15 protein-coding genes and 1 riboswitch are annotated in these 17,930 nt (G+C 70.7%); of the genes, 6 read left to right on the forward strand and 9 right to left on the reverse strand.

Annotation, left to right across the window (positions count from 1 at the left end; genetic code table 11):
- Positions 1-10 precede the first annotated feature (10 nt).
- The 3 genes from rpe (at position 11) to purH (ending at position 4,137) form a co-directional block, all read left to right on the forward strand.
- Positions 11-676 carry a ribulose-phosphate 3-epimerase gene (gene rpe / locus AC1RN5_RS16670; RefSeq protein ID WP_421933776.1) on the forward strand — a complete coding sequence of 222 codons (666 nt, stop codon included), beginning with the start codon at positions 11-13 and terminating at the stop codon, positions 674-676.
- Between the two features lie 7 nt (positions 677-683).
- Complete coding sequence (locus tag AC1RN5_RS16675; protein ID WP_493042266.1) at positions 684-2,411, forward strand: heparinase II/III family protein; 1,728 nt, start codon at positions 684-686, stop codon at positions 2,409-2,411.
- A 28-nt stretch (positions 2,412-2,439) separates the two neighbouring features.
- Positions 2,440-2,522, forward strand: a riboswitch (ZMP/ZTP riboswitch).
- 22 nt (positions 2,523-2,544) lie between these two features.
- Positions 2,545-4,137 (forward strand): bifunctional phosphoribosylaminoimidazolecarboxamide formyltransferase/IMP cyclohydrolase, encoded by a 1,593-nt coding sequence (gene purH / locus AC1RN5_RS16680; protein ID WP_493042267.1) that lies wholly within the window; start codon positions 2,545-2,547, stop codon positions 4,135-4,137.
- 129 nt (positions 4,138-4,266) lie between these two features.
- On the opposite strand, the gene AC1RN5_RS16685 is transcribed toward purH, so the two are convergent.
- From AC1RN5_RS16685 to AC1RN5_RS16700, 4 genes are all read right to left on the reverse strand, one after another.
- A complete protein-coding gene (locus tag AC1RN5_RS16685) occupies positions 4,267-4,503 on the reverse strand; it encodes a hypothetical protein (protein WP_493042268.1) in 237 nt (78 codons plus the stop codon).
- Entirely contained in the window at positions 4,503-7,325 is a 2,823-nt protein-coding gene (locus AC1RN5_RS16690; protein ID WP_493042269.1) for a M16 family metallopeptidase, read from the reverse strand. Before AC1RN5_RS16690 ends, AC1RN5_RS16685 begins: the two co-directional genes overlap by 1 nt.
- A 289-nt stretch (positions 7,326-7,614) precedes the next feature.
- On the reverse strand, positions 7,615-8,307 hold the full coding sequence (locus AC1RN5_RS16695) for a hemerythrin domain-containing protein (protein WP_493042270.1): 693 nt from the start codon (positions 8,305-8,307) through the stop codon (positions 7,615-7,617).
- A 62-nt stretch (positions 8,308-8,369) separates the two neighbouring features.
- On the reverse strand, positions 8,370-9,032 hold the full coding sequence (locus AC1RN5_RS16700; protein ID WP_493042271.1) for a glutathione S-transferase family protein: 663 nt from the start codon (positions 9,030-9,032) through the stop codon (positions 8,370-8,372).
- A gap of 111 nt (positions 9,033-9,143) precedes the next feature.
- Between AC1RN5_RS16700 and AC1RN5_RS16705 the strand changes: the two genes are divergently transcribed.
- Entirely contained in the window at positions 9,144-10,097 is a 954-nt protein-coding gene (locus AC1RN5_RS16705; RefSeq protein WP_493042272.1) for a LysR family transcriptional regulator, read from the forward strand.
- A gap of 10 nt (positions 10,098-10,107) precedes the next feature.
- Here AC1RN5_RS16705 and AC1RN5_RS16710 read toward each other — a convergent pair whose 3' ends face one another.
- The 5 genes from AC1RN5_RS16710 to AC1RN5_RS16730 all read right to left on the reverse strand — a co-directional run bounded on the left by AC1RN5_RS16710 (position 10,108) and on the right by AC1RN5_RS16730 (position 15,477).
- On the reverse strand, positions 10,108-11,091 hold the full coding sequence (locus tag AC1RN5_RS16710) for an NADP-dependent oxidoreductase (protein WP_493042273.1): 984 nt from the start codon (positions 11,089-11,091) through the stop codon (positions 10,108-10,110).
- Positions 11,092-11,186: 95 nt separating this feature from the next.
- Entirely contained in the window at positions 11,187-12,167 is a 981-nt protein-coding gene (locus AC1RN5_RS16715; protein ID WP_493042274.1) for a small ribosomal subunit Rsm22 family protein, read from the reverse strand.
- Positions 12,168-12,176: 9 nt separating this feature from the next.
- A complete protein-coding gene (locus AC1RN5_RS16720) occupies positions 12,177-12,767 on the reverse strand; it encodes an SRPBCC family protein (RefSeq protein ID WP_493042275.1) in 591 nt (196 codons plus the stop codon).
- Between the two features lie 8 nt (positions 12,768-12,775).
- Positions 12,776-14,716: an acetate--CoA ligase gene (gene acs, locus AC1RN5_RS16725; protein WP_493042276.1), complete on the reverse strand. Its 1,941-nt coding sequence runs from the start codon at positions 14,714-14,716 to the stop codon at positions 12,776-12,778.
- Between the two features lie 77 nt (positions 14,717-14,793).
- Positions 14,794-15,477 carry a TetR/AcrR family transcriptional regulator gene (locus AC1RN5_RS16730; protein WP_493042277.1) on the reverse strand — a complete coding sequence of 228 codons (684 nt, stop codon included), beginning with the start codon at positions 15,475-15,477 and terminating at the stop codon, positions 14,794-14,796.
- 72 nt (positions 15,478-15,549) lie between these two features.
- Here AC1RN5_RS16730 and AC1RN5_RS16735 point away from each other — a divergent pair, with 72 nt between their 5' ends.
- Together AC1RN5_RS16735 and AC1RN5_RS16740 are read left to right on the forward strand one after the other, a co-directional pair.
- Positions 15,550-16,923: a cytochrome P450 gene (locus tag AC1RN5_RS16735; protein ID WP_493042278.1), complete on the forward strand. Its 1,374-nt coding sequence runs from the start codon at positions 15,550-15,552 to the stop codon at positions 16,921-16,923.
- 128 nt (positions 16,924-17,051) lie between these two features.
- Positions 17,052-17,801, forward strand: a complete 750-nt coding sequence (locus tag AC1RN5_RS16740; protein ID WP_493042279.1) for a creatininase family protein — start codon at positions 17,052-17,054, stop codon at positions 17,799-17,801.
- Positions 17,802-17,930: the final 129 nt, after the last annotated feature.

Consider the following 17,930-nt stretch of genomic DNA (forward strand, 5'->3'; position numbering starts at 1 on the left):
AGTCGGGACCATGACCGCGCGCACCCCGATCATCGCCCCCTCCATCCTGGCGTCGGATTTCGCCAAGCTGGGGGAAGAATGCCGCGCCGTGGCCGCGGCCGGCGCCGACTGGCTGCACATCGACGTGATGGACGGCCACTTCGTGCCCAACATCACCCTCGGGCCCGACGTGGTGAAGGCGCTCAAGCCCCACGTCTCGATCCCCTTCGACGTCCACCTGATGATCGCCCCGGTCGACCCCTATCTGGAGGCCTTCGCCGCCGCCGGGGCCGACCTGATCAGCGTGCATCCCGAGTCCGGGCCCCACCTGAACCGCACCCTGAAGCGCATCCGCGAGCTGGGCTGCAAGGCCGGCGTGGTGTTCAACCCCTCGACCTCGCCCTCGGTGATCGAGTGGATGATGGACGAGGTCGACCTGATCCTGGTGATGTCCATCAACCCGGGCTTCGGCGGCCAGAAGTTCATGCACTCCCAGCTCGCCAAGATCGCCAGGCTGCGGGAGATGATCGACGCCACGGGACGCGACATCCACCTGGAGGTGGACGGCGGGGTGACGGTGGAGACCGCCCCCCTCTGCGTGGCCGCCGGGGCCACGGCCCTGGTGGCCGGGACCGCGGTGTTCAAGGGCGGCCCCGCCGCCTACGCCGCCAATATCGCCGCCCTGAAGGGCGGGTAGGACCGGCATGGCGGGCGGCCTTCCGGCTCTGACGCGCCTGCCCGGCCGAGTCTTCCTCCAAGCCCTGGCCCAGGGAACCCGCCGCCAGGCGCAGCGGGAGTGGGCCGGGACCCCGATGCATCGCTGGCTGCTGGCCCGGCCGCGCCCGGAGGGGCTGGCCGCCGATCCGCACGATCCGCGCCCGGTGGACCCCGAGGCCGGCCGCCGCATCCTGGACGGGCGCTTCGTGTTCGGCGGCGCGACCCTGGAGACCGGGACCCGCGGCGATCCCTGGGACCGCCCCAGCCCCACCCGCCGCTTCGCCGCCATCCTGCACCGCTTCGACTGGATGCCCGACCTGCTGGCCACCGGCGAGGCCGGCGCCGCCGAGGGGCTGCGCCTGACCCTGGACTGGAGCCGGGTGTTCGGCCGCTGGAACGGCTTCTCCTGGGCCCCGGAGGTGCTGGAGCGGCGGACCTTCAACCTGGCCTGCGCGGTCCACACCCTCTGCGCCCGGGCCTCCGACGCCGAGACCGCCCTGATCACGCTCGATCTCGCCCGCCAGGCCCGCCACCTGCTCTCCAGCCTCGAGGGGCCGGTGCGCGCCGCCGAGCGCGCGGCCGCCGCCACCCTGGCCGGGACCACCCTGTCCGGCGAGGCCGGCGAACAGCTGGTCGATCGCGGCCTGGTGCGGCTGGAGCGCGCCCTGCACGTCACCGTCCAGCCCGACGGCGGCCACGCCTCGCGCAGCCCCCGCGCGGCGCTCGAGCTGCTGCTGGACCTCCAGGCCCTGGACGAGGCCCTGGTGCAGCGCGGCATCGCGGCGCCCGACGAGATGATGCGGGCCATGGACCGGCTTACCGGCGCCATCCGCTTCTTCACCCTGGCCGACGGGTGTCTGCCGGATCTCCAAGGGGGCGAGGCGGGCCACAGGTCCTATGTGGCCGCCGCCCGGGCCAGCGAGGAGGCGTCCGCCCGCCTGCCGGCGGCCCGCAACGGCTATCAGCGCCTGGAGTCCCGCAGCCTGCAGATCCTGGCCGACTGCGCCCCGCCGGCGCAGGGGCCCTGGAGCGTGACCGCCTGCGCCCAGCCCCTGGCCCTGGAGGTGATGGCGGCGGGCCGGCGGATGATCGTGGCCTGCGGCTGGTCGCCGGAGGCCAACGGCCCCCAGGCCCTGCGCCTGGCCGACGCCGCCTCCACGGTCAGCGTTGGCGACGCCTCCTGCGGCGAGCCCCTGCGCGGCTTCCGGGCCGGGGCGCTGGGGCCCCGCCTGGTGGACGCCTACGAGACGGTCGCCGCCCAGCGCCACGAGACCCGCGAGGCCCTGTGGCTGGAGATGTCCCACGACGGCTGGGTCCCGCGCTTCGGCCTGCGCCATGAGCGGCGGCTGTTCCTCGACCTGCTCGCCGACGAGCTGCGGGGCGAGGACCGGCTGGCGCCGGTCGAGGCCGCCGCGGGCGACCACGACGGCCGCCGCTTCGTGCCCTTCATGGTCCGCTTCCATGTCCATCCCGAGGTCCGCGCCAGCCTGGCCCGGGACGGCAAGAGCGTGCTGCTGCGGGCCGAGGGGGACGAGACCGGCTGGTGGCTGCGCAACGACGCCCAGGAGGTGGCCGTCGAGACCTCGGTCTATTTCCAGGACGGCCTCCCCAAGCGGACCCACCAGATCGTGCTGCGCGGCAACGCCCGCCTGGACGCCGGCGCGCGGGTGCGCTGGAAGCTCGCCGCCGCCGAGGCCTGGCCCCCGCCGCATTGACGGGTGGGTCTGCCGGGACTAAAGCGACCCCGACCTGCGTGACTGGCGAAACTGAGGTGGGAGACCACCGGGGAGCGCAGGGACCCTACGCCGCTCGCCTGGGCATATTCCTTGAAACGATGAAGGATTTGCCGTGCCCGCAGCCCCCGACTTCCCCAAGCCCGCCGACCGCGCCCCCCTCAAGCGCGCCCTGATCTCGGTCTCCGACAAGACCGGGCTGATCGAGGCCGCCAAGGTCCTGGCCGAGCTCGGCGTCGAGCTGGTCTCCACCGGCGGCACCCGGGCGGCCATCGCCGGCGCCGGCCTGGCGGTGAAGGATGTCTCGGAGCTGACCGGCTTCCCCGAGATGATGGACGGCCGGGTCAAGACCCTGCACCCCATCGTCCACGGCGGCCTGCTTAGCGTTCGCGACGCGCCGGACCACGCCAAGGCCATGGCCGAGCACGGCATCGGCGGCATCGATCTGGTCTATGTGAACCTCTATCCCTTCGAGGCCACCGTGGCCGCGGGCGCCGACTTCGAGACGGCGATCGAGAACATCGACATCGGCGGCCCGGCGATGATCCGTTCGGCGGCCAAGAACCATGGCTATGTCTGCGTCTGCACCGAGATCTCCGACCTGGAGGAGGTGCTGGCCGAGCTGAAGGCGACGGGGACCACCAGCCTGGCCCTGCGCAAGACCCTGGCCGCCCGGGCCTATGCGCGCACGGCGGCCTATGACGCGGCCATCTCCACCTGGTTCGCCGCCGCCCTGGGGGACATCGCCCCGAAGCGCCGGACCATCGCCGGCGAACTGGTCCAGACCATGCGCTATGGCGAGAACCCCCACCAGACCGCCAGCTTCTACCGCTTCGCCGATCCGCGCCCGGGGGTGGCCACCGCCAAGCAGCTGCAGGGCAAGGAGCTCAGCTACAACAACATCAACGACACGGACGCGGCCTTCGAGCTGATCGCCGAGTTCGACCCCGCGAGCGGCCCCGCCTGCGCCATCATCAAGCACGCCAATCCCTGCGGCGTGGCCACCGGCAAGACCATGGTGGAGGCCTATGAGCGGGCGCTGGCCTGCGACCCCACCAGCGCGTTTGGCGGCATCATCGCCCTGAACCAGAAGCTGGACGCCGCCACCGCCGCCGAGATCCTCAAGCTGCTCACCGAGGTGGTGATCGCCCCGGACGCCGATGCCGACGCCGTGGCCCTGTTCGCCAAGAAGAAGAACGTGCGCCTGCTGGTGACCGGCGGCCTGCCCGATCCCCTGGCGGCCGGGACCACCTTCAAGTCGGTCTCCGGCGGCTTCCTGGTGCAGAGCCGCGACGACGCCCGCCTGACAGCCGCCGACCTCAAGGTGGTCACCAAGCGCGCGCCCACCGAGGACGAGGTGCGCGACATGCTGTTCGCCTTCACCATCGCCAAGCACGTCAAGTCCAACGCCATCGTCTACGCCCGCGCCGGCCAGACCCTGGGCGTCGGCGCCGGCCAGATGAACCGCAAGGACTCCGCCCGCATCGCGGCGCTACGGGCCGCCGATTTCGGCCTGGACCTCAAGGGGTCGGCCTGCGCCTCGGAGGCCTTCTTCCCGTTCCCCGACGGCCTGATCCAGGCCGCCGACGCCGGCTGCACCGCGGTGATCCAGCCCGGCGGCTCCATCGGCGACCAGAAGGTCATCGACGCCGCCGACGAGCGCGGCCTGGCCATGGTCTTCACGGGCGTGCGGGTCTTCCGGCACTAGTTGAAACAAGAGTGTCATCCCGGAAAGCGCGTCAGCGCTTGTCCGGGACCCAGACGCGCGGGGCGGGCCGGAGATATCGGTGAGTATGGGTCCCGGTCTTCCACTGCGTGGAAACCGGGATGACACGATTTAGCTTGGGACCTGCCGCGTGTCCCACCAGCGCCACAGGGCCGCGAGACCCCAGAAGATCTCGATCAGCCCGAAGGGCCAGGCGCCCTGCAGGAAGGCGTATGACGAGGCCGCGAAGTTGGCGAAGGCGAAGCCCAGGGTCCACCAGGGGCTCCGCCTTTCCATGATGTAGCAGAACAGGCTGGCGCAGACGGCCGCGAGGCCGAACAGCGACAGGGCGTCGAAGTGAAATCCCATCAGGGGGCTTTAGCAGCTTTCCTCAAGCTGGGGCTGTCCAGATCGAGGTCGGCGGCCGGGATCACCTCCAGATCGGGCCGCCGCGCCTTGAGGCCCTCGGTGAAGCTCTTGGCGTCGCCGGCGACGATGACGCTGACCTTGGTCGGATCGAGCCGGGTCCTGGCGAAGTCCTGCACCTGGGTCCCGGTCACCGCCTCGACCTTGCCGGTATAGGCGTTCATCTCGCTGAGCGGCACGCCGTAGAGGGCGAGGTTCCCCAGGATGTCGGCCAGGCCGTCGGTGGTCTCCAGTTCGCGGCCGAAGCCGCCGATCAGCACCGACTTGCGGGCCTTCAGCTCGTCGGCGCCGGGCGGGGTCGAGCTCAGGCCCTTCATCTCGGCCAGGATCAGGTCCAGCACCTGGGGCGCGGACTCGTTCTTGGTCTGGGCCGCGGCGCGGAACAGGCCGGTGGTCCGCCGCGGGGTGAGGGATGAGCTGGCGCCGTAGGAGAGGCCGCGCTTGATGCGGATCTCCTGGTTCAACCGGGCCGAATAGCCGCCCCCCAGCACGGTGTTGGTGACGATGCCGGGATAGTAGGCCGGGTCGCTGCGGGGGATGGCGGGCCCGGCCACCGTCACCGCCGCCTGGCCGGTGCCGGGCAGGTCGATGGCGATGGCGCGCGGCTTGGCGGTCGGTGTGATGGTGGGCGCGGCCGGAGTCGGCGCCGCCGGCCTCTTCCAGTCCCCGAAGGTCTTCTCGGCCAGGGCGAAGCCTTGCGCCGGCGTGATCTTGCCGGTGAGGACCAGGATGGCGTTGTCGGGGCGGTAGTAGGCCTCGTGCAGCTTCACCAGGTCGCCGGTGGCGAACCTGGCCACCGAGGCCGGGGTGCCGCCGGCCACATGGCCGAAGGCGGTGCCGGCGAAGACGGTGGGGCCGGCGGCGAAGGCCGCCAGCTGGCCGGGCTCCTGATAGGCCACCGACATGCCGTCCAGGGTCTGGGCCCGCTGGCGCTCCAGCTCCTCGCTGGCGAAGGCCGGGTTCTTGGCCACGTCGGCCATGATCGCCATGGCCGCGTCCAGGTTGCCCGGCATGACATTGAGGGTGACGGAGCTGCTCTCCTGGCCGCCGCCGGACTCCAGGGTCGCCCCCAGGGCCTCGGTCTGCTGGGCGATCTGCGGGGCGCTGCGGGTCTTGGTGCCCTCGGTCAGCATGCCGGCGGTCATGTTGGCCACGCCGGCCAGGCCGTTGGGATCGGCCCAGGCGCCGGTCTTGACCGTGAGGTCGGCGGTCACCAGGGGAAGCTCGGTGGACTGGGCGACGATCACCCGCAGGCCGTTGGCCAGGGTCTTCTCGGCGGGCTTGGGCAGGACCGGGCTGACGGGCTCGGCCAGGGGCGGCGGGGCGACGCGCTGGCCCTCCGGGGCCAGTTCGCTGACCGGGCCGGCATACTTCACCGAGGGGACGACGGGGGCGGCGGCCACCGTGGCGGCCTCGCCCTTCGGCCGGTCGCTCTCGGGCAGGTAGCGGATGGTCATCCGGCGGTCGTCCGGCAGGTACTTGGCGGCCACCCGCTGCACGTCGGCGGCGGTGACGGCCTGGAGTTCGGCCAGTTCCTTGTTGGCCTGGGCGGCGTCGCCCTCGGTGCGAAGGGCGTAGCCCAGGGCGAAGGCGCGGCCGTCGATGGTCTCGCGCTCGCGAAGCTTGCCGGCCACCAGCTCGTTCTTGGCCTCCGACAGCTCGGCGGCGGTGGGCGGGGCGTCGCGCAGGCGCTTCACCTGAGCCAGCAGGGCCTTCTCGCCCTCCTCGATGGTGTGGCCCGAGGCCATGATCGAGCCCACCCCGAACAGGCCCGGCTGCTGCGGCAGGTCGGCCTGGGAGAAGACCTGGGCCGAGATCTGCTGGTCGTAGACCAGGGCGTCATAGAGCCTGGACGACTTGCCCGAGGACAGGATGGCGTCCAGCACCTTCAGGGGCGCGGCGTCGGGGCTGGAGGCCTGCGGACCCAGCCAGGTGATGGCCACGGCGGGCAGGGGGACATTGGGGCCGTAGCCGGTGAAGATCCCCGGGCCCTTGCGCGGCGGCTCCACGGCGGTGACCCGCTTCAGCGGCGCGGCCGGGGGCTTCAGCGGGCCCATGTACTTGTCGACCCAGGCGTCGAGCTTCTTCGGATCGAAGTTGCCCACCACGATCAGGGCGGCGTTGTCGGGGCGGTAGTATTCGTTGTGGAAGGCCCGCACGTCGTCGATGGTGGCGGCGTCCAGCTCCTCGATGGAGCCGATCCCGGGGCGCTTGTAGGGATGGGTCGTGTAGCTGGCCTGGGGCAGGTAGAGGCCAAACAGCCGGCCATAGGGGCTGGCCAGGACCCGCTGGCGCAGCTCCTCCTTCACCACGTCGCGCTCGGACTTGAAGTTGGCCTCGTCCACCACGAGGGAGCCCAGGCGCTCGCTCTCCACCCAGATCAGCCGCTCCAGGTGGTTGGCCGGGACGACCTCGTAATAGTTGGTGAAGTCGTCATAGGTCGAGGCGTTGTTGATCCCGCCCACGTCCTCGGTGAAGCGGTCGATGCTCTCGGCCGGGAAGTCCTTGGTGGCCTTGAACATCATGTGTTCGAACAGGTGGGCGAAGCCCGATCGGCCCTGGGGGTCGTCCTTCGAGCCCACGCCGTACCAGACCTGCACCGTCACATTGGGCGTCGTGCGGTCCAGCGAGGTGTAGAGCTTCAGCCCATTGGCCAGGGTCCGCTCCTTGTAGGCGATCGGCGGGACCGTGTCGGCGGCGAAGGCGGGCGCGGTGGCGGCGAGCCCCAGGCTCAGGGCGGCGGCGCAGGCGAAGGAGCGGAACATGGAGGCGTCTCGAAGGGGCTGGGTCGCTGCGAACCTAGCACCCGCGACGCGCGAGGGAAGCTTACGGGATTGTCATGCTGGTGCGGTGTGGCGAGGCTTGGAGGATCGACCACGAACCTCATGAACAAGACAAGGGTGTCATCCCGCATGGAGCGCGAAGCGCGGAAGTGCGGGACCCATACTCACCGATCCTTCCGGAAGGTCCCGCGCGTCTGGGTCCCGGACAGACGCTGACGCGGCTTCCGGGATGACACGCCTGTTCGCGCCGTTCGTGGCTCCTCCTGCGGCCCTAGGCCGCCAGGCCCAGGCCCTCGCTCAGGTGGGCGAAGTCGGCCGCCGAGATGTTGGGCTGGACGGCCACCGACAGGATCGCGCCGAAGGCCTCGGCCGGCGCATTGGCGCGCATGGCGCTGAGCATGCCGATGCGGTCGGTGCGGGTGGCGGCGGGGATCATCAGGCTGGCGACGGCCACCATCTCGTCGGGCGGGATCTGGCTGACGATGGCGTCCTCCAGGGCCATCAGCTCCGCGTCGGAGAACAGGCTCTGCAGGATCGGCAGCATCAGCTGCTCCTCCTCGGCCATGTGGGCGAAGTCGTCGGCGCAGAACAGCGAGAACCGAAGGTAGAGCGCCCGCAGCAGGGGCGTCCTGGCCGGCCCCTCGGCGTGTTCGATGCGGCAGGCCAGGGTCTCGATGTCCTCGAAGGTCGCCCGGTGATGCTCGTGGGCCTGGGCCAGGCGGGAGGTGGAGCCGGGCGCGCGGGCCTCCAGGGCGGTGTGGATCACCGCGTCCTCGTGGACCAGGTGCTGCTCCGACAGGCGCAGCTGGGCGCGCAGGTCGGCCAGCAGCTGGGGCAGGTCGGCGTCGCCGGCGTCGGCGGCGCCCAGGCGCGCCAGCATCTGACAGAGGCCGAGCCGGATGCCCTTGTGGATCGGGGCGTAGAAGTCGTGGGTGGCCAGGGGTTTGGCTTGGAGGAAGGACATGGGGGTCTCCGCCCGCCGCGGCGCCCGCGGCGGGTCTTCAGAAGGGGGACTAGGGAAGGACGCTAGGCGGCGCGGGCCTGGCCGAGGGCCGAGACGAAGCCGTTGAAGCCGGCATAGGTGGCGTCCCAGGACGGCAGGGCCTTCATCCGCGCGATCCAGGCCTGGATGTTGGGATAGGGGCTGAAGTCGAAGCCCGAGGCCTCGCCCAGGGTCACGAAGGCCGAGCCGAGATAGTCGGCCAGGCTGATCTCAGCCCCGCAGACGAAGGGCCGGTCGCCCAGCATGTGGCGGTCCAGCACGGTCAGCCAGCGCGGGGCGTGCTCGGTCCCGAAGGCCACCATGGCCTGGGCGAGGTCCGGGTCCACCCCGTGCGGGATGCCGAAGCTCGGATAGACGGTGAACAGGCAGAAGTACTCGTGGAAATTGGTGGCGAACCAGTCGAGGGCCTCATTGACCCGGGCGCGGGCCTTGAGCTCGGTGGGATAGGCCGGCGAGCCGACCTTGTCGGCCAGGTACTTCAGGATCGCCGAGGATTCGCCCAGCGCGAAATCGCCGTCCACCAGGAAGGGCACCACCCCGTTGGGGTTCACCGCCAGATAGGCGGCTTCGCGGTTGGCGTGGCTCATCAGGTCCACATGCTCGCGCTCCAGGGCGATGCCGGCCTCGGCGGCGAACAGCATCACGGGGCGCGAGGTGGTGGAGATCGGGTCACAAAAGAGTTTCATCGGTGCGTCTTGTTCTTGTCAGGGTTGCGGGGGCCGGGGTTTAGTTCGACGAACGCGGGTCGGCAATCGGCGGTCTTGCAGGAAGGTTCTGCGGAAATGCAGAATAGCGCGATGTTTGACTGGAACGACCTCAAGGCCTTTCTCGCCGTCGCGCGCGGCGGCTCGACCCTGGCCGCGGCCCGAACCCTGAAGATCAACCAGACCACGGTGGCCCGGCGCATCGAGGCCCTGGAGGCCGCCCTGGGGTTGAAACTGTTCGAGCGCGGCCAGGCCGGCAGCCGGCTCACCGAGGCCGGCGAGGACCTGCTGGCCGAGGCCGAGCGCATGGAGGTCTCGGCCAAGGCCTTCGCCAACCGGGCCGGCGCCCACCAGCGCGGCCTGGCCGGGACCCTGAAGGTCACCTCCACCGAGATCCTCGCCAACCTGGCCATCACCCCGGCCCTGGTGGGGTTCCGGGAACTCTATCCCGACGTGAAGGTCGACCTGATCCTCAGCGACCTGCCCCTCGACCTGGCGGCCGGCGAGGCCGACGTCGCCATCCGGGCGGGCCAGGCCCTGACGGTGTCCGACCTGGTGGCCCGCAAGCTGGCCGATTTCGAGTTCGCCCTCTATTGCAGCCGCGACTACGCCGCCCGCCGTGGCCTGCCCACAACCCTGGAGGAGCTGCGCCAGCACGATCTGATCGGCGGGGAGGGCGGCCGCATGGCCCTGCCCGGCACCCGCTGGATGTTCGAACAGGTCCCCGGCGCGGTCCCGGCCCATTCCTCGAACTCGATGACCAATCTGAACCTGGCGGTGAAGGCGGGCCTGGGCATCGCGCCCATCGGCTGCCTGCTGGCCGACCTCGACCCCGACCTGATCCAGATCTGGCCGCCGATTCCGGACCTGAGCGCCAGCGCCTGGGTGGTGACCCGGGCGGAACTGAAGGACACCCCGCGGGTGCGGGCCTTCATCGACTTCATCGTCCCCCACGTCGCCACCCTGCGCCGCACCCTGGAGGCCCAGGGCGCGGCCATGAAGGCCGAGAAGGCCGCCGCGGTGGTGGCCTTCCCGAAGACGGCGTAGCGCCGCGGCGTCAGTCGGCCAGCTTCACCAGCATCTTGCCGGCGTTGCGGCCTTCCATCAGGCCGATCAGGGCGGCCGGCGCGTTGGCGACGCCCTCCAGGACCGTCTCCTGGTACTTGACGCGGCCGTCCTTCAGCCAGCCCGCCATGTCGCGCTGGAAGTCGGCGTACATGTGCATGAAGTCCGTGCCCACGAAGCCGCGCAGCATCACCCGCGAATAGATGATGTTGGACAGGTTCGAGACGTTGGAGTGGCCGGAATTGTAGCCGGAGATGAAGCCGCAGACCGGAATCCGGCCAAGCGTGTTCATGCGGCGCAGGGCCGCCTCCAGGTGGTCGCCGCCGACATTGTCGAAATAGACGTCGATGCCCTTGGGGGTCGCGGCCTCGAGTTGGCCGCGGATCGGGGCGTCCTTGTAGTTGATGACGGCGTCGAGCCCGACCTCGTCCTTCAGCCAGGCGGCCTTCTCGGCGCTGCCGGTGGAGCCCACCACGTAGCAGCCCTTGATCTTGGCGATCTGGGCGGCCACCGAGCCCACGGCCCCGCCGGCGGTGGAGACGAAGACCTGTTCACCGTCCTTCAGGGCGCCGATGTGCAGCAGGCCGCCATAGGCGGTGAAGCCGGTCATGCCCAGCGCGTGCATGTGGACGGTGAGGGAGAGGTCCGGATCGGGGGTGAGCTTGGTGAGGCCCTTGCCGTCGCTCACGAAGTATTCGCGGAAGCCCAGGCGGTTGGAGACCAGGTCGCCGACCGCGAAGTCGGGGGTCTTGGACTGGACGACGCGGCCCAGGGCCCCTCCCATCATGGCCTCGCCCAGGGCCTGACCGGCGGTGAGGCGCGGCCGCATGGCCGGGTCCACCGACATGTAGAGGTTCTGCACCAGCACCTCGCCGTCGGCGGCGTCGGGAACCTGGGTTTCGACGACCGCGAACTGGTCGACCGTGGGCAGGCCCTTGGGGCGCTCGATGAGGTGGATTTCGCGGCTGACGGGCATGTCGCCCTCCCATTCTGGAATTTGAAAAAGCTAAAAATTCACCGATCGCGCAATGTGATGGATCGGATGGCGCAGTCTGTCACAGGCCCCTCCCGTCAGGGAAGGGCGTCGCCCCAGTCGAGGCGCCGGGCCCAGGCGTAGGCGGCCTTGTCGCGGCGGGGGACGTCGGCCAGCTCGGCGGTTCCCGCCGGCGTGCAGAGCTTGAAGGTGATAGCGGGCTTGGCCGTGCGCGGCGGGGCCAGGATGCGGGCGGTGGGCGTGCGGGCCGCCACCGAGGGCCGGGCGGCGACAAGATAGATAAATTTTTCGTCTTCGAAGGGCAGGTCGGCGCCCTTGGCCAGCCTGTGGTCCCGCGAGCGGGGCAGGCGCTGGACGAAGTGGCACCAGTCGGGCGGGGTCAGCGGACAGGCCCGGGCGTGGGGGCAGGGGGCCAGCAGGGCCGCGCCGGCCGCGATCACGGTGTCGCGGGCGGCCAGGATGCGGCGATAGCCGTCGGGGGTTCCAGGCTCGATCAGGGCCAGCACCCCGTCGGTGGCGCCCCACAGGGCCGAGACGGTCTCGGCCTGCCGGGCCGCGGGAATTTCGGCCAGGGCGTAGCTGGCGATCACCAGGTCGGCCTGGGGCCAGTCCGTGGCCGGCGCGGTGAGGTCGCCGCGAAGGAATTTCGCGTCCTTCAGCGCCCCGTGACCCTCGGCGGCGAGCCGGGCGGCCATGTCGAGGAAGGGACGGCTGGAGTCCAGCAGGGTCGCCGACGCCAGGCCCGGCCAGGTCTCCAGGGCCGCCCAGCTCCCCCCGCCGGGGCCGGCGCCGGCGTCCAGCAGGCGGGCCGGGGCGAAGTCCGGCGCCATGCGGGCGGCCTCGGTCAGGACATAGGCGCAGGCGGCGTAGGTGGCCGGCAGGCGCGAGAGCACATAGGCGATGGCGTCGGCCTCGTCGGTGACCACCACCTTGGAGGTCTCGCCGCCGCGATAGCCGCTGGAGATCCTGGCCGAGCGCTCGGCCAGGCCCTTGCGGGGGACGCCGTCCAGCAGGCGGTCGGCGGCGAGGCGGAGGGCGGCGGGCAGGTCGGGGCTCATGGGAAGGCTTTAGCCCGGCGGGGCCGCCCGCGCCAAACTCTCCCGCTTCAGGGCGCCCATGGCCATCAGCACGTCGCGGCGCAGGGCCAGGCGGGCGAGGGCGCCCGGGACCGCATAGGGGCTGGCGGCCCGGTTCTCATAGACCACGCGGGTCGCCTGGCCGCCCCGCAGGGGGATCAGCCGCCACTCGCCCTCCAGGATCTTCAGGTCGCCGCCGGTGCGCTTGAAGCGCAGGCGCCTCGGCGGGTCGAAGTCCGAGCGCACCACGCTGCGGAACCGCGGCATCAGGCCGGGGCGGGCGATCTGTTCGCGTATGTCCCAGCGTCCGGCCGGATCGCGCTCCAGCACCCGGCAGCTCTTGAGGCTGGGCGCCATGCGGGGGGCGAGGTCGCAGTCGGTGAGCACCGCCCAGACCACCTCCGGCGCGGCGGCGATCTCCACCCCGGCGCGGATCAGGCCCGAGGCGCCGTCCGGGTCGGGACGGACCTCCACATAGGTCTGGCCCCGGGTCAGCTCGGCCAGCACCTGGCCCGGCGGCTCCCAGGCCCAGACCGGAGAGGCCTGGACCAGGAGAGCCGCGAGGGCGAGGGCCAGGCGCACGCCCGCCCTCAGCTTCCGACGCGGTTCTTCACCAGGTCGTCCACCACCGACGGGTCGGCCAGGGTCGAGGTGTCGCCCAGGTTGGAGAGGTCGTTCTCGGCGATCTTGCGCAGGATGCGGCGCATGATCTTGCCGGAGCGGGTCTTGGGCAGGCCGGGCGCGAACTGCACCACGTCGGGCGCCGCGAAGGGCCCGATCTCCCGGCGCACCCAGCCCTTGAGCTCGGCCTGCAGGATGTCGGTGGGGACCACCTCGGCCTTCAGGGTGACGAAGCAGTAGACGCCCTGGCCCTTGATATCGTGCGGGAAGCCGACGACGGCGGCCTCGGCCACGTTCTCGTTGCTCACCAGGGCGCTCTCGATCTCGGCGGTGCCCAGGCGGTGGCCGGAGACGTTGATCACGTCGTCCACCCGGCCGGTGATCCAGTAATAGCCGTCCTCGTCCCGGCGGCAGCCGTCGCCGGTGAAATATTTACCGGCATAGGTGGAGAAATAGGTGTCGAAGAAGCGCTGGTGGTCGCCATAGACGGTGCGCATCTGGCCGGGCCAGGAGTCGGTGATCACCAGGTTGCCGCTGGTGGCCCCGTGCAGGGTCTTGCCCTCGGCGTCCACCAGCTCGAACTTGATCCCCGGCAGGGGCTTGGCGCAGGAGCCGGGCTTCAGCGGCGTGGCGCCGGGCAGGGGGGAGGCCAGGCAGGCGCCGGTCTCGGTCTGCCAATAGGTGTCGACGATGGGGCAGCGGCCGTCCCCCACCACCCGGTGGTACCAGAGCCAGGCCTCGGGATTGATCGGTTCGCCCACCGTGCCCAGCAGGCGCAGGGACTTGCGCGAGGTCTTCTGGACCGGGGCGTCGCCGTCGCGCATCAGGGCGCGGATGGCGGTGGGGGCGGTGTAGAAGGTGTTGACCTTGTGCTTGTCGATCACCTCCCAGAAGCGGGAATTGGTGGGGTAGTTGGGCACGCCCTCGAACATCACCGTGGTGGCGGCGTTGGCCAGGGGTCCGTAGACCACGTAGCTGTGGCCGGTGACCCAGCCCACGTCGGCGGTGCACCAGAAGACCTCGCCGGGCTTGTAGTCGAAGACCAGCTCGTGGGTGTGGGCCGCCCACACCAGATAGCCGCCGGTGGTGTGCAGCACCCCCTTGGGCTTCCCCGTGGAGCCGGAGGTGTAGAGGATGAACAGCGGGTCCTCGGCGTTCATCGGCTCGGGCTCGCAGGTGTCGGAGACGCTCTGCTTGAGGTCCGAATAGAAGGCGTCGCGGCCGGCCTTCATCGGCACGTCGGCGCGGGTCCGGCGCACCACGACGACGTCGGTGACGCCCGGGCACTGCTCCAGGGCCTCGTCGACATTGCGCTTCAGGGGCACGATCTTGCCGCCCCGCAGGCCCTCGTCGGCGGTGATAACGATCTTCGAGTCGCAGTCCTGGATGCGGCCGGCGATGCTGTCGGGGGAGAAGCCGCCGAAGATCACCGAATGGACCGCCCCGATGCGGGCGCAGGCCAGCATGGCCACGGCGGCCTGGGGGATCATCGGCAGGTAGATGGTGACCCGGTCCCCCTTCTGGACGCCCTTGGCCTTCAGCACATTGGCCATGCGGCAGGTTTCGGCGTGCAGCTGGCGGTAGGTGAGGTTGTCCCAGGGCTCGCCCTCGTCGCTCTCCCAGATGATCGCCACCTGGTCGCCGCGGGTCTCCAGGTGCCGGTCCAGGCAGTTGACCGAGACGTTCAGCACGCCGTCGGCGTACCAGCGGATATGGAAGGGGTGCTTGTGGAAGGAGGTGTCCTTGACCACCGTGAAGGGCTTGATCCAGTCGAGCCGGCCGGCGACCTGGGTCCAGTAGCCGTCAGGATCGGTCTCGACCTGGGCGACCGCCGCCTCATAGGTCTGCGCGTTCATCTTGGCCCGCTTGGCCCAGGCCGCGGGAACCGGGAAAACTTCGCCCTCGCTCACCGTTCACACTCCCCTAAATAGCTTGGGTGCGAGTTATGCGGAGGGCGCCCCCTCGGCGCAACAGGCTCGGCCAGAAATCAGCGTTTCGGAATGAGCTGCTCGAAACCGGCGATCAGGCAGTTGAGGCCGAAGGCGAACTGGCCGTCGACATCGCCCCCCAGTTCGAAGGCGCTCATCACCTGGGCGAAGTGGGGAAAGGCGCCGGTGGCCAGCATGGCCTTGGCCAGGTCGTCGTTGCCGTCGTGGCCGGTGGCCTGGCGGGCCCGCAGCTCGGCCTCCCCCACCGCCCAGCTCACCACATAGGAAAACCCCGTGCTCATGGCGTAGGCGGCGTCCCGGGGCGCCAGGCCCGCCCGCATCAGGATCGCCAGGATCATCTCGGCCTGGGCCATGATGTTGGGGCCGACGAAGAAGCCGTGCGGCAGCAGCTTGGCCACGTCGCGCCGGGCCAGCAGGTGGCGGCGCAGCTGCTGGGCCATCCTGTAGATGTCCTCGCGCCAGTCCCGTCCGTCGAGGGTGAAGGTCAGGTCGGCCATCAGGTGGTCGTAGAGCGCCACCTGCAGGGCGTCCTTGCTGGGGAAGTGCCAGTAGAGGGCCGGCGCCTGGACGTTCAGCTCGGCGGCCACCGCCCGCATGGTCAGGCGCTCGATCCCCTCGCGCTCCAGGACCCGCGCCGCGGCCTCCACCACCAGGTCGGGACTGAGCTGCGGACGGGCCTTGGACGGGACGCGGGAGACCATGCCCGTCATTCTGTCATTCATTTAACGTTGTAAATCTCCTTCGGCGGGGTAGGCTCAGCTTAACAACGTTAAATGAGCCTGGGAGGGCGCGCCATGACCGCCGCCGAGATGTCGCCGAAGCTGGTGGGGTCCGATCCGCCGCCGCGCCGCATGCCGCTGTTCGGCCTGGACAAGGCCCTGCGCAAGCACCCCTTCCCCACCATCCCGCCGCAGGCCTACCGGGCCCCGGTGTTCAAGGTCCCCACCCCGGGCGGCCAGCGCTTCTACGTGGTCAGCGACCCGGCCGGGGTGAAGCGCGTCCTGCTGGATCATGTCGCCAACTATCCGAAGACCGAGCGCGAGCGCCGGTTCTTCTCGGCCATGTTCGGCGACGGCCTGCTCTCCACCGACGGGGAGGTCTGGCGGGCCCACCGGCGGACCATGGCGCCGTCCTTCTCGCCCCCCAGCGTGGCCTCCTACGCCCCCACCATGGCCGCCTGCGCCGAGGCCTTCCGCCAGCGCTGGGACCAGGCGCCGGAGGGCGCCGAGATCGACGTGGCCGAGGCCATGACCGACCTGACCCTGCAGATCATCGCCAGGACCATGTTCTCCACCGACGGCGCCGATGTCGCCGGCGTGGTGCGCGGGGCGATGAGCCGGGCCATGGACCAGCTGGACTTCAACATCCTCGACCTGCTGCCGGGGATCGGCGAGATGCGGTTCAAGGCCCGGGAGCGGCGGATCGAGACCATCTTCGCCGAGCTGGACGCCGCCATCGCCCGGATGATCGCGGAGCGCCAGGCCGATCCGCAGGGCGGGCCGCAGGACCTGCTGGCCCGGCTGATCGCCGCCCGCGACGGGGAGACCGGCCAGGCCATGAGCCCCAAGGAGATCCGCGATCAGGTGGTGACCATCTTCCTGGCCGGCCATGAGACCACGGCGGCCACCATGTGCTGGCTCTGGTACCTGCTCTCCCAGCACCCGGAGGTGGAGGCCCGGCTGCACGCCGAGCTCGACCAGGTCCTGGACGGGCGCACGCCGGGCCACGAGGACCTGGCCAGGCTGCCCTACGCCAAGATGGTGGTGGACGAGGCGCTGCGGATCTATCCGGCCGCGCCGGGCCTCTCCACCCGCGTGGCCCTGGAGGCCGACGAGATCTGCGGGGTGACGATTCCCAAGGGCGGCATGGTCGCCGTCGCCCCCTGGATCCAGCACCGGCACGAGACGCTTTGGGAGGACCCCGGGCGGTTCGATCCGGAGCGCTTCGCCCCGGGGGTCGAGCGGCCGCGCTTCGCCTACATGCCCTTCGGCGGCGGGCCCAAGGTCTGCATCGGGGCGGCGTTGGCCACCACCGAGACCCTGCTGATCCTGGCCACCCTGGCCCAGCGCTACAGCCTGGCCCTGAAGCCCGGCCACCAGGTGGAGATCCTCCAGAAGATCACCATGCGCCCGCGCGGCGGGCTGCCGATGATCCTGCACAGGCGCTGAAGCGCTTTCAGGCGAACCGGTTCGGCGCCCGGAAAGCGCGACAGGCAAAGAATCCAGCCGGCGCTTATCGCCGGCTGGGGAACCGACTATGTGGGAAGGGACGCCATTTCCCAGCCCAGGACCGCCCCATGCTGCTGCACCTCTCCACCTGGCCCGAGATCGAGACCTTCCTCACCCGCTCGAAGACGGTGGTGATCCCGATCGGGTCCAATGAGCAGCACGGACCCACCGGCCTGCTGGGCACCGACTGGCTGTGTCCGGAGATCATCGCCCACGAGGCCCAGAAGACCGGCGACATCCTGGTGGGGCCGACCTTCAATATCGGCATGGCCCAGCATCATCTGGGCTTCCCGGGCACCATCTCCCTGCGTCCCTCGACCTTCATCGCCGCCATCGGCGACTGGTGCCGGTCGCTCGGCCACCACGGGTTCGAGAGGATCTATTTCCTCAACGGCCACGGCGGCAACGTCGCCACCATCGAGGCGGCGTTCTCCGAGCTCTACGCCGAGGCCAGCTTCGCCGGCCGCCCGCGCGGATTCTCCCTGAAGCTGAAGAACTGGTGGGAGCTCCGGGGGGTGATGGCGGTGGCCAACCGCCAGTTCCCGGTGGGCCACGGCAGCCACGCGACCCCCTCGGAGATCGCGGTGACCCAGTGGGCCTATCCCGACCACATCAAGAGCGCCAACTACGCCCCCCAGATCGCGCCCACCGGCCCGATCCGCGAGGCGCTGGACTTCCGCGCCCGCTATCCGGACGGCCGCATGGGCTCCGACCCGGCGCTCGCCACCCCGGAAAAGGGCGGCGAGCTGGTGTCGACCGCCGCGGCGGGCCTGATCGAGGACGTGAACGCCTTCTCGGCGGAGGTCGCGCCGGGCTGATCTCCACCCACCGCTCGTCCCGGCGAAGGCCGGGACCCAGGCTCAGCTCCGGCGAACGAGGCAGGCCGGCGCCTGGACGCCGCGACTTCGCCTGAGATCGGAGTGGGTTTCACCTGGATCCCGGCCTTC

The sequence above is a fragment of the Phenylobacterium sp. GW821-FHT12F10 genome (assembly GCF_058806695.1).

Coding starts and splice junctions, on each gene's coding strand:
- rpe (WP_421933776.1), top strand. CDS start 11: ATGACCGCGCGCACCCCGATCATCGCCCCCTCCATCCTGGCGTCGGAT.
- AC1RN5_RS16675 (WP_493042266.1), top strand. CDS start 684: ATGGCGGGCGGCCTTCCGGCTCTGACGCGCCTGCCCGGCCGAGTCTTC.
- AC1RN5_RS16685 (WP_493042268.1), bottom strand. CDS start 4,503: ATGGGATTTCACTTCGACGCCCTGTCGCTGTTCGGCCTCGCGGCCGTC.
- AC1RN5_RS16690 (WP_493042269.1), bottom strand. CDS start 7,325: ATGTTCCGCTCCTTCGCCTGCGCCGCCGCCCTGAGCCTGGGGCTCGCC.
- AC1RN5_RS16695 (WP_493042270.1), bottom strand. CDS start 8,307: ATGTCCTTCCTCCAAGCCAAACCCCTGGCCACCCACGACTTCTACGCC.
- AC1RN5_RS16700 (WP_493042271.1), bottom strand. CDS start 9,032: ATGAAACTCTTTTGTGACCCGATCTCCACCACCTCGCGCCCCGTGATG.
- AC1RN5_RS16705 (WP_493042272.1), top strand. CDS start 9,144: ATGTTTGACTGGAACGACCTCAAGGCCTTTCTCGCCGTCGCGCGCGGC.
- AC1RN5_RS16710 (WP_493042273.1), bottom strand. CDS start 11,091: ATGCCCGTCAGCCGCGAAATCCACCTCATCGAGCGCCCCAAGGGCCTG.
- AC1RN5_RS16715 (WP_493042274.1), bottom strand. CDS start 12,167: ATGAGCCCCGACCTGCCCGCCGCCCTCCGCCTCGCCGCCGACCGCCTG.
- AC1RN5_RS16730 (WP_493042277.1), bottom strand. CDS start 15,477: ATGAATGACAGAATGACGGGCATGGTCTCCCGCGTCCCGTCCAAGGCC.
- AC1RN5_RS16735 (WP_493042278.1), top strand. CDS start 15,550: ATGACCGCCGCCGAGATGTCGCCGAAGCTGGTGGGGTCCGATCCGCCG.
- AC1RN5_RS16740 (WP_493042279.1), top strand. CDS start 17,052: ATGCTGCTGCACCTCTCCACCTGGCCCGAGATCGAGACCTTCCTCACC.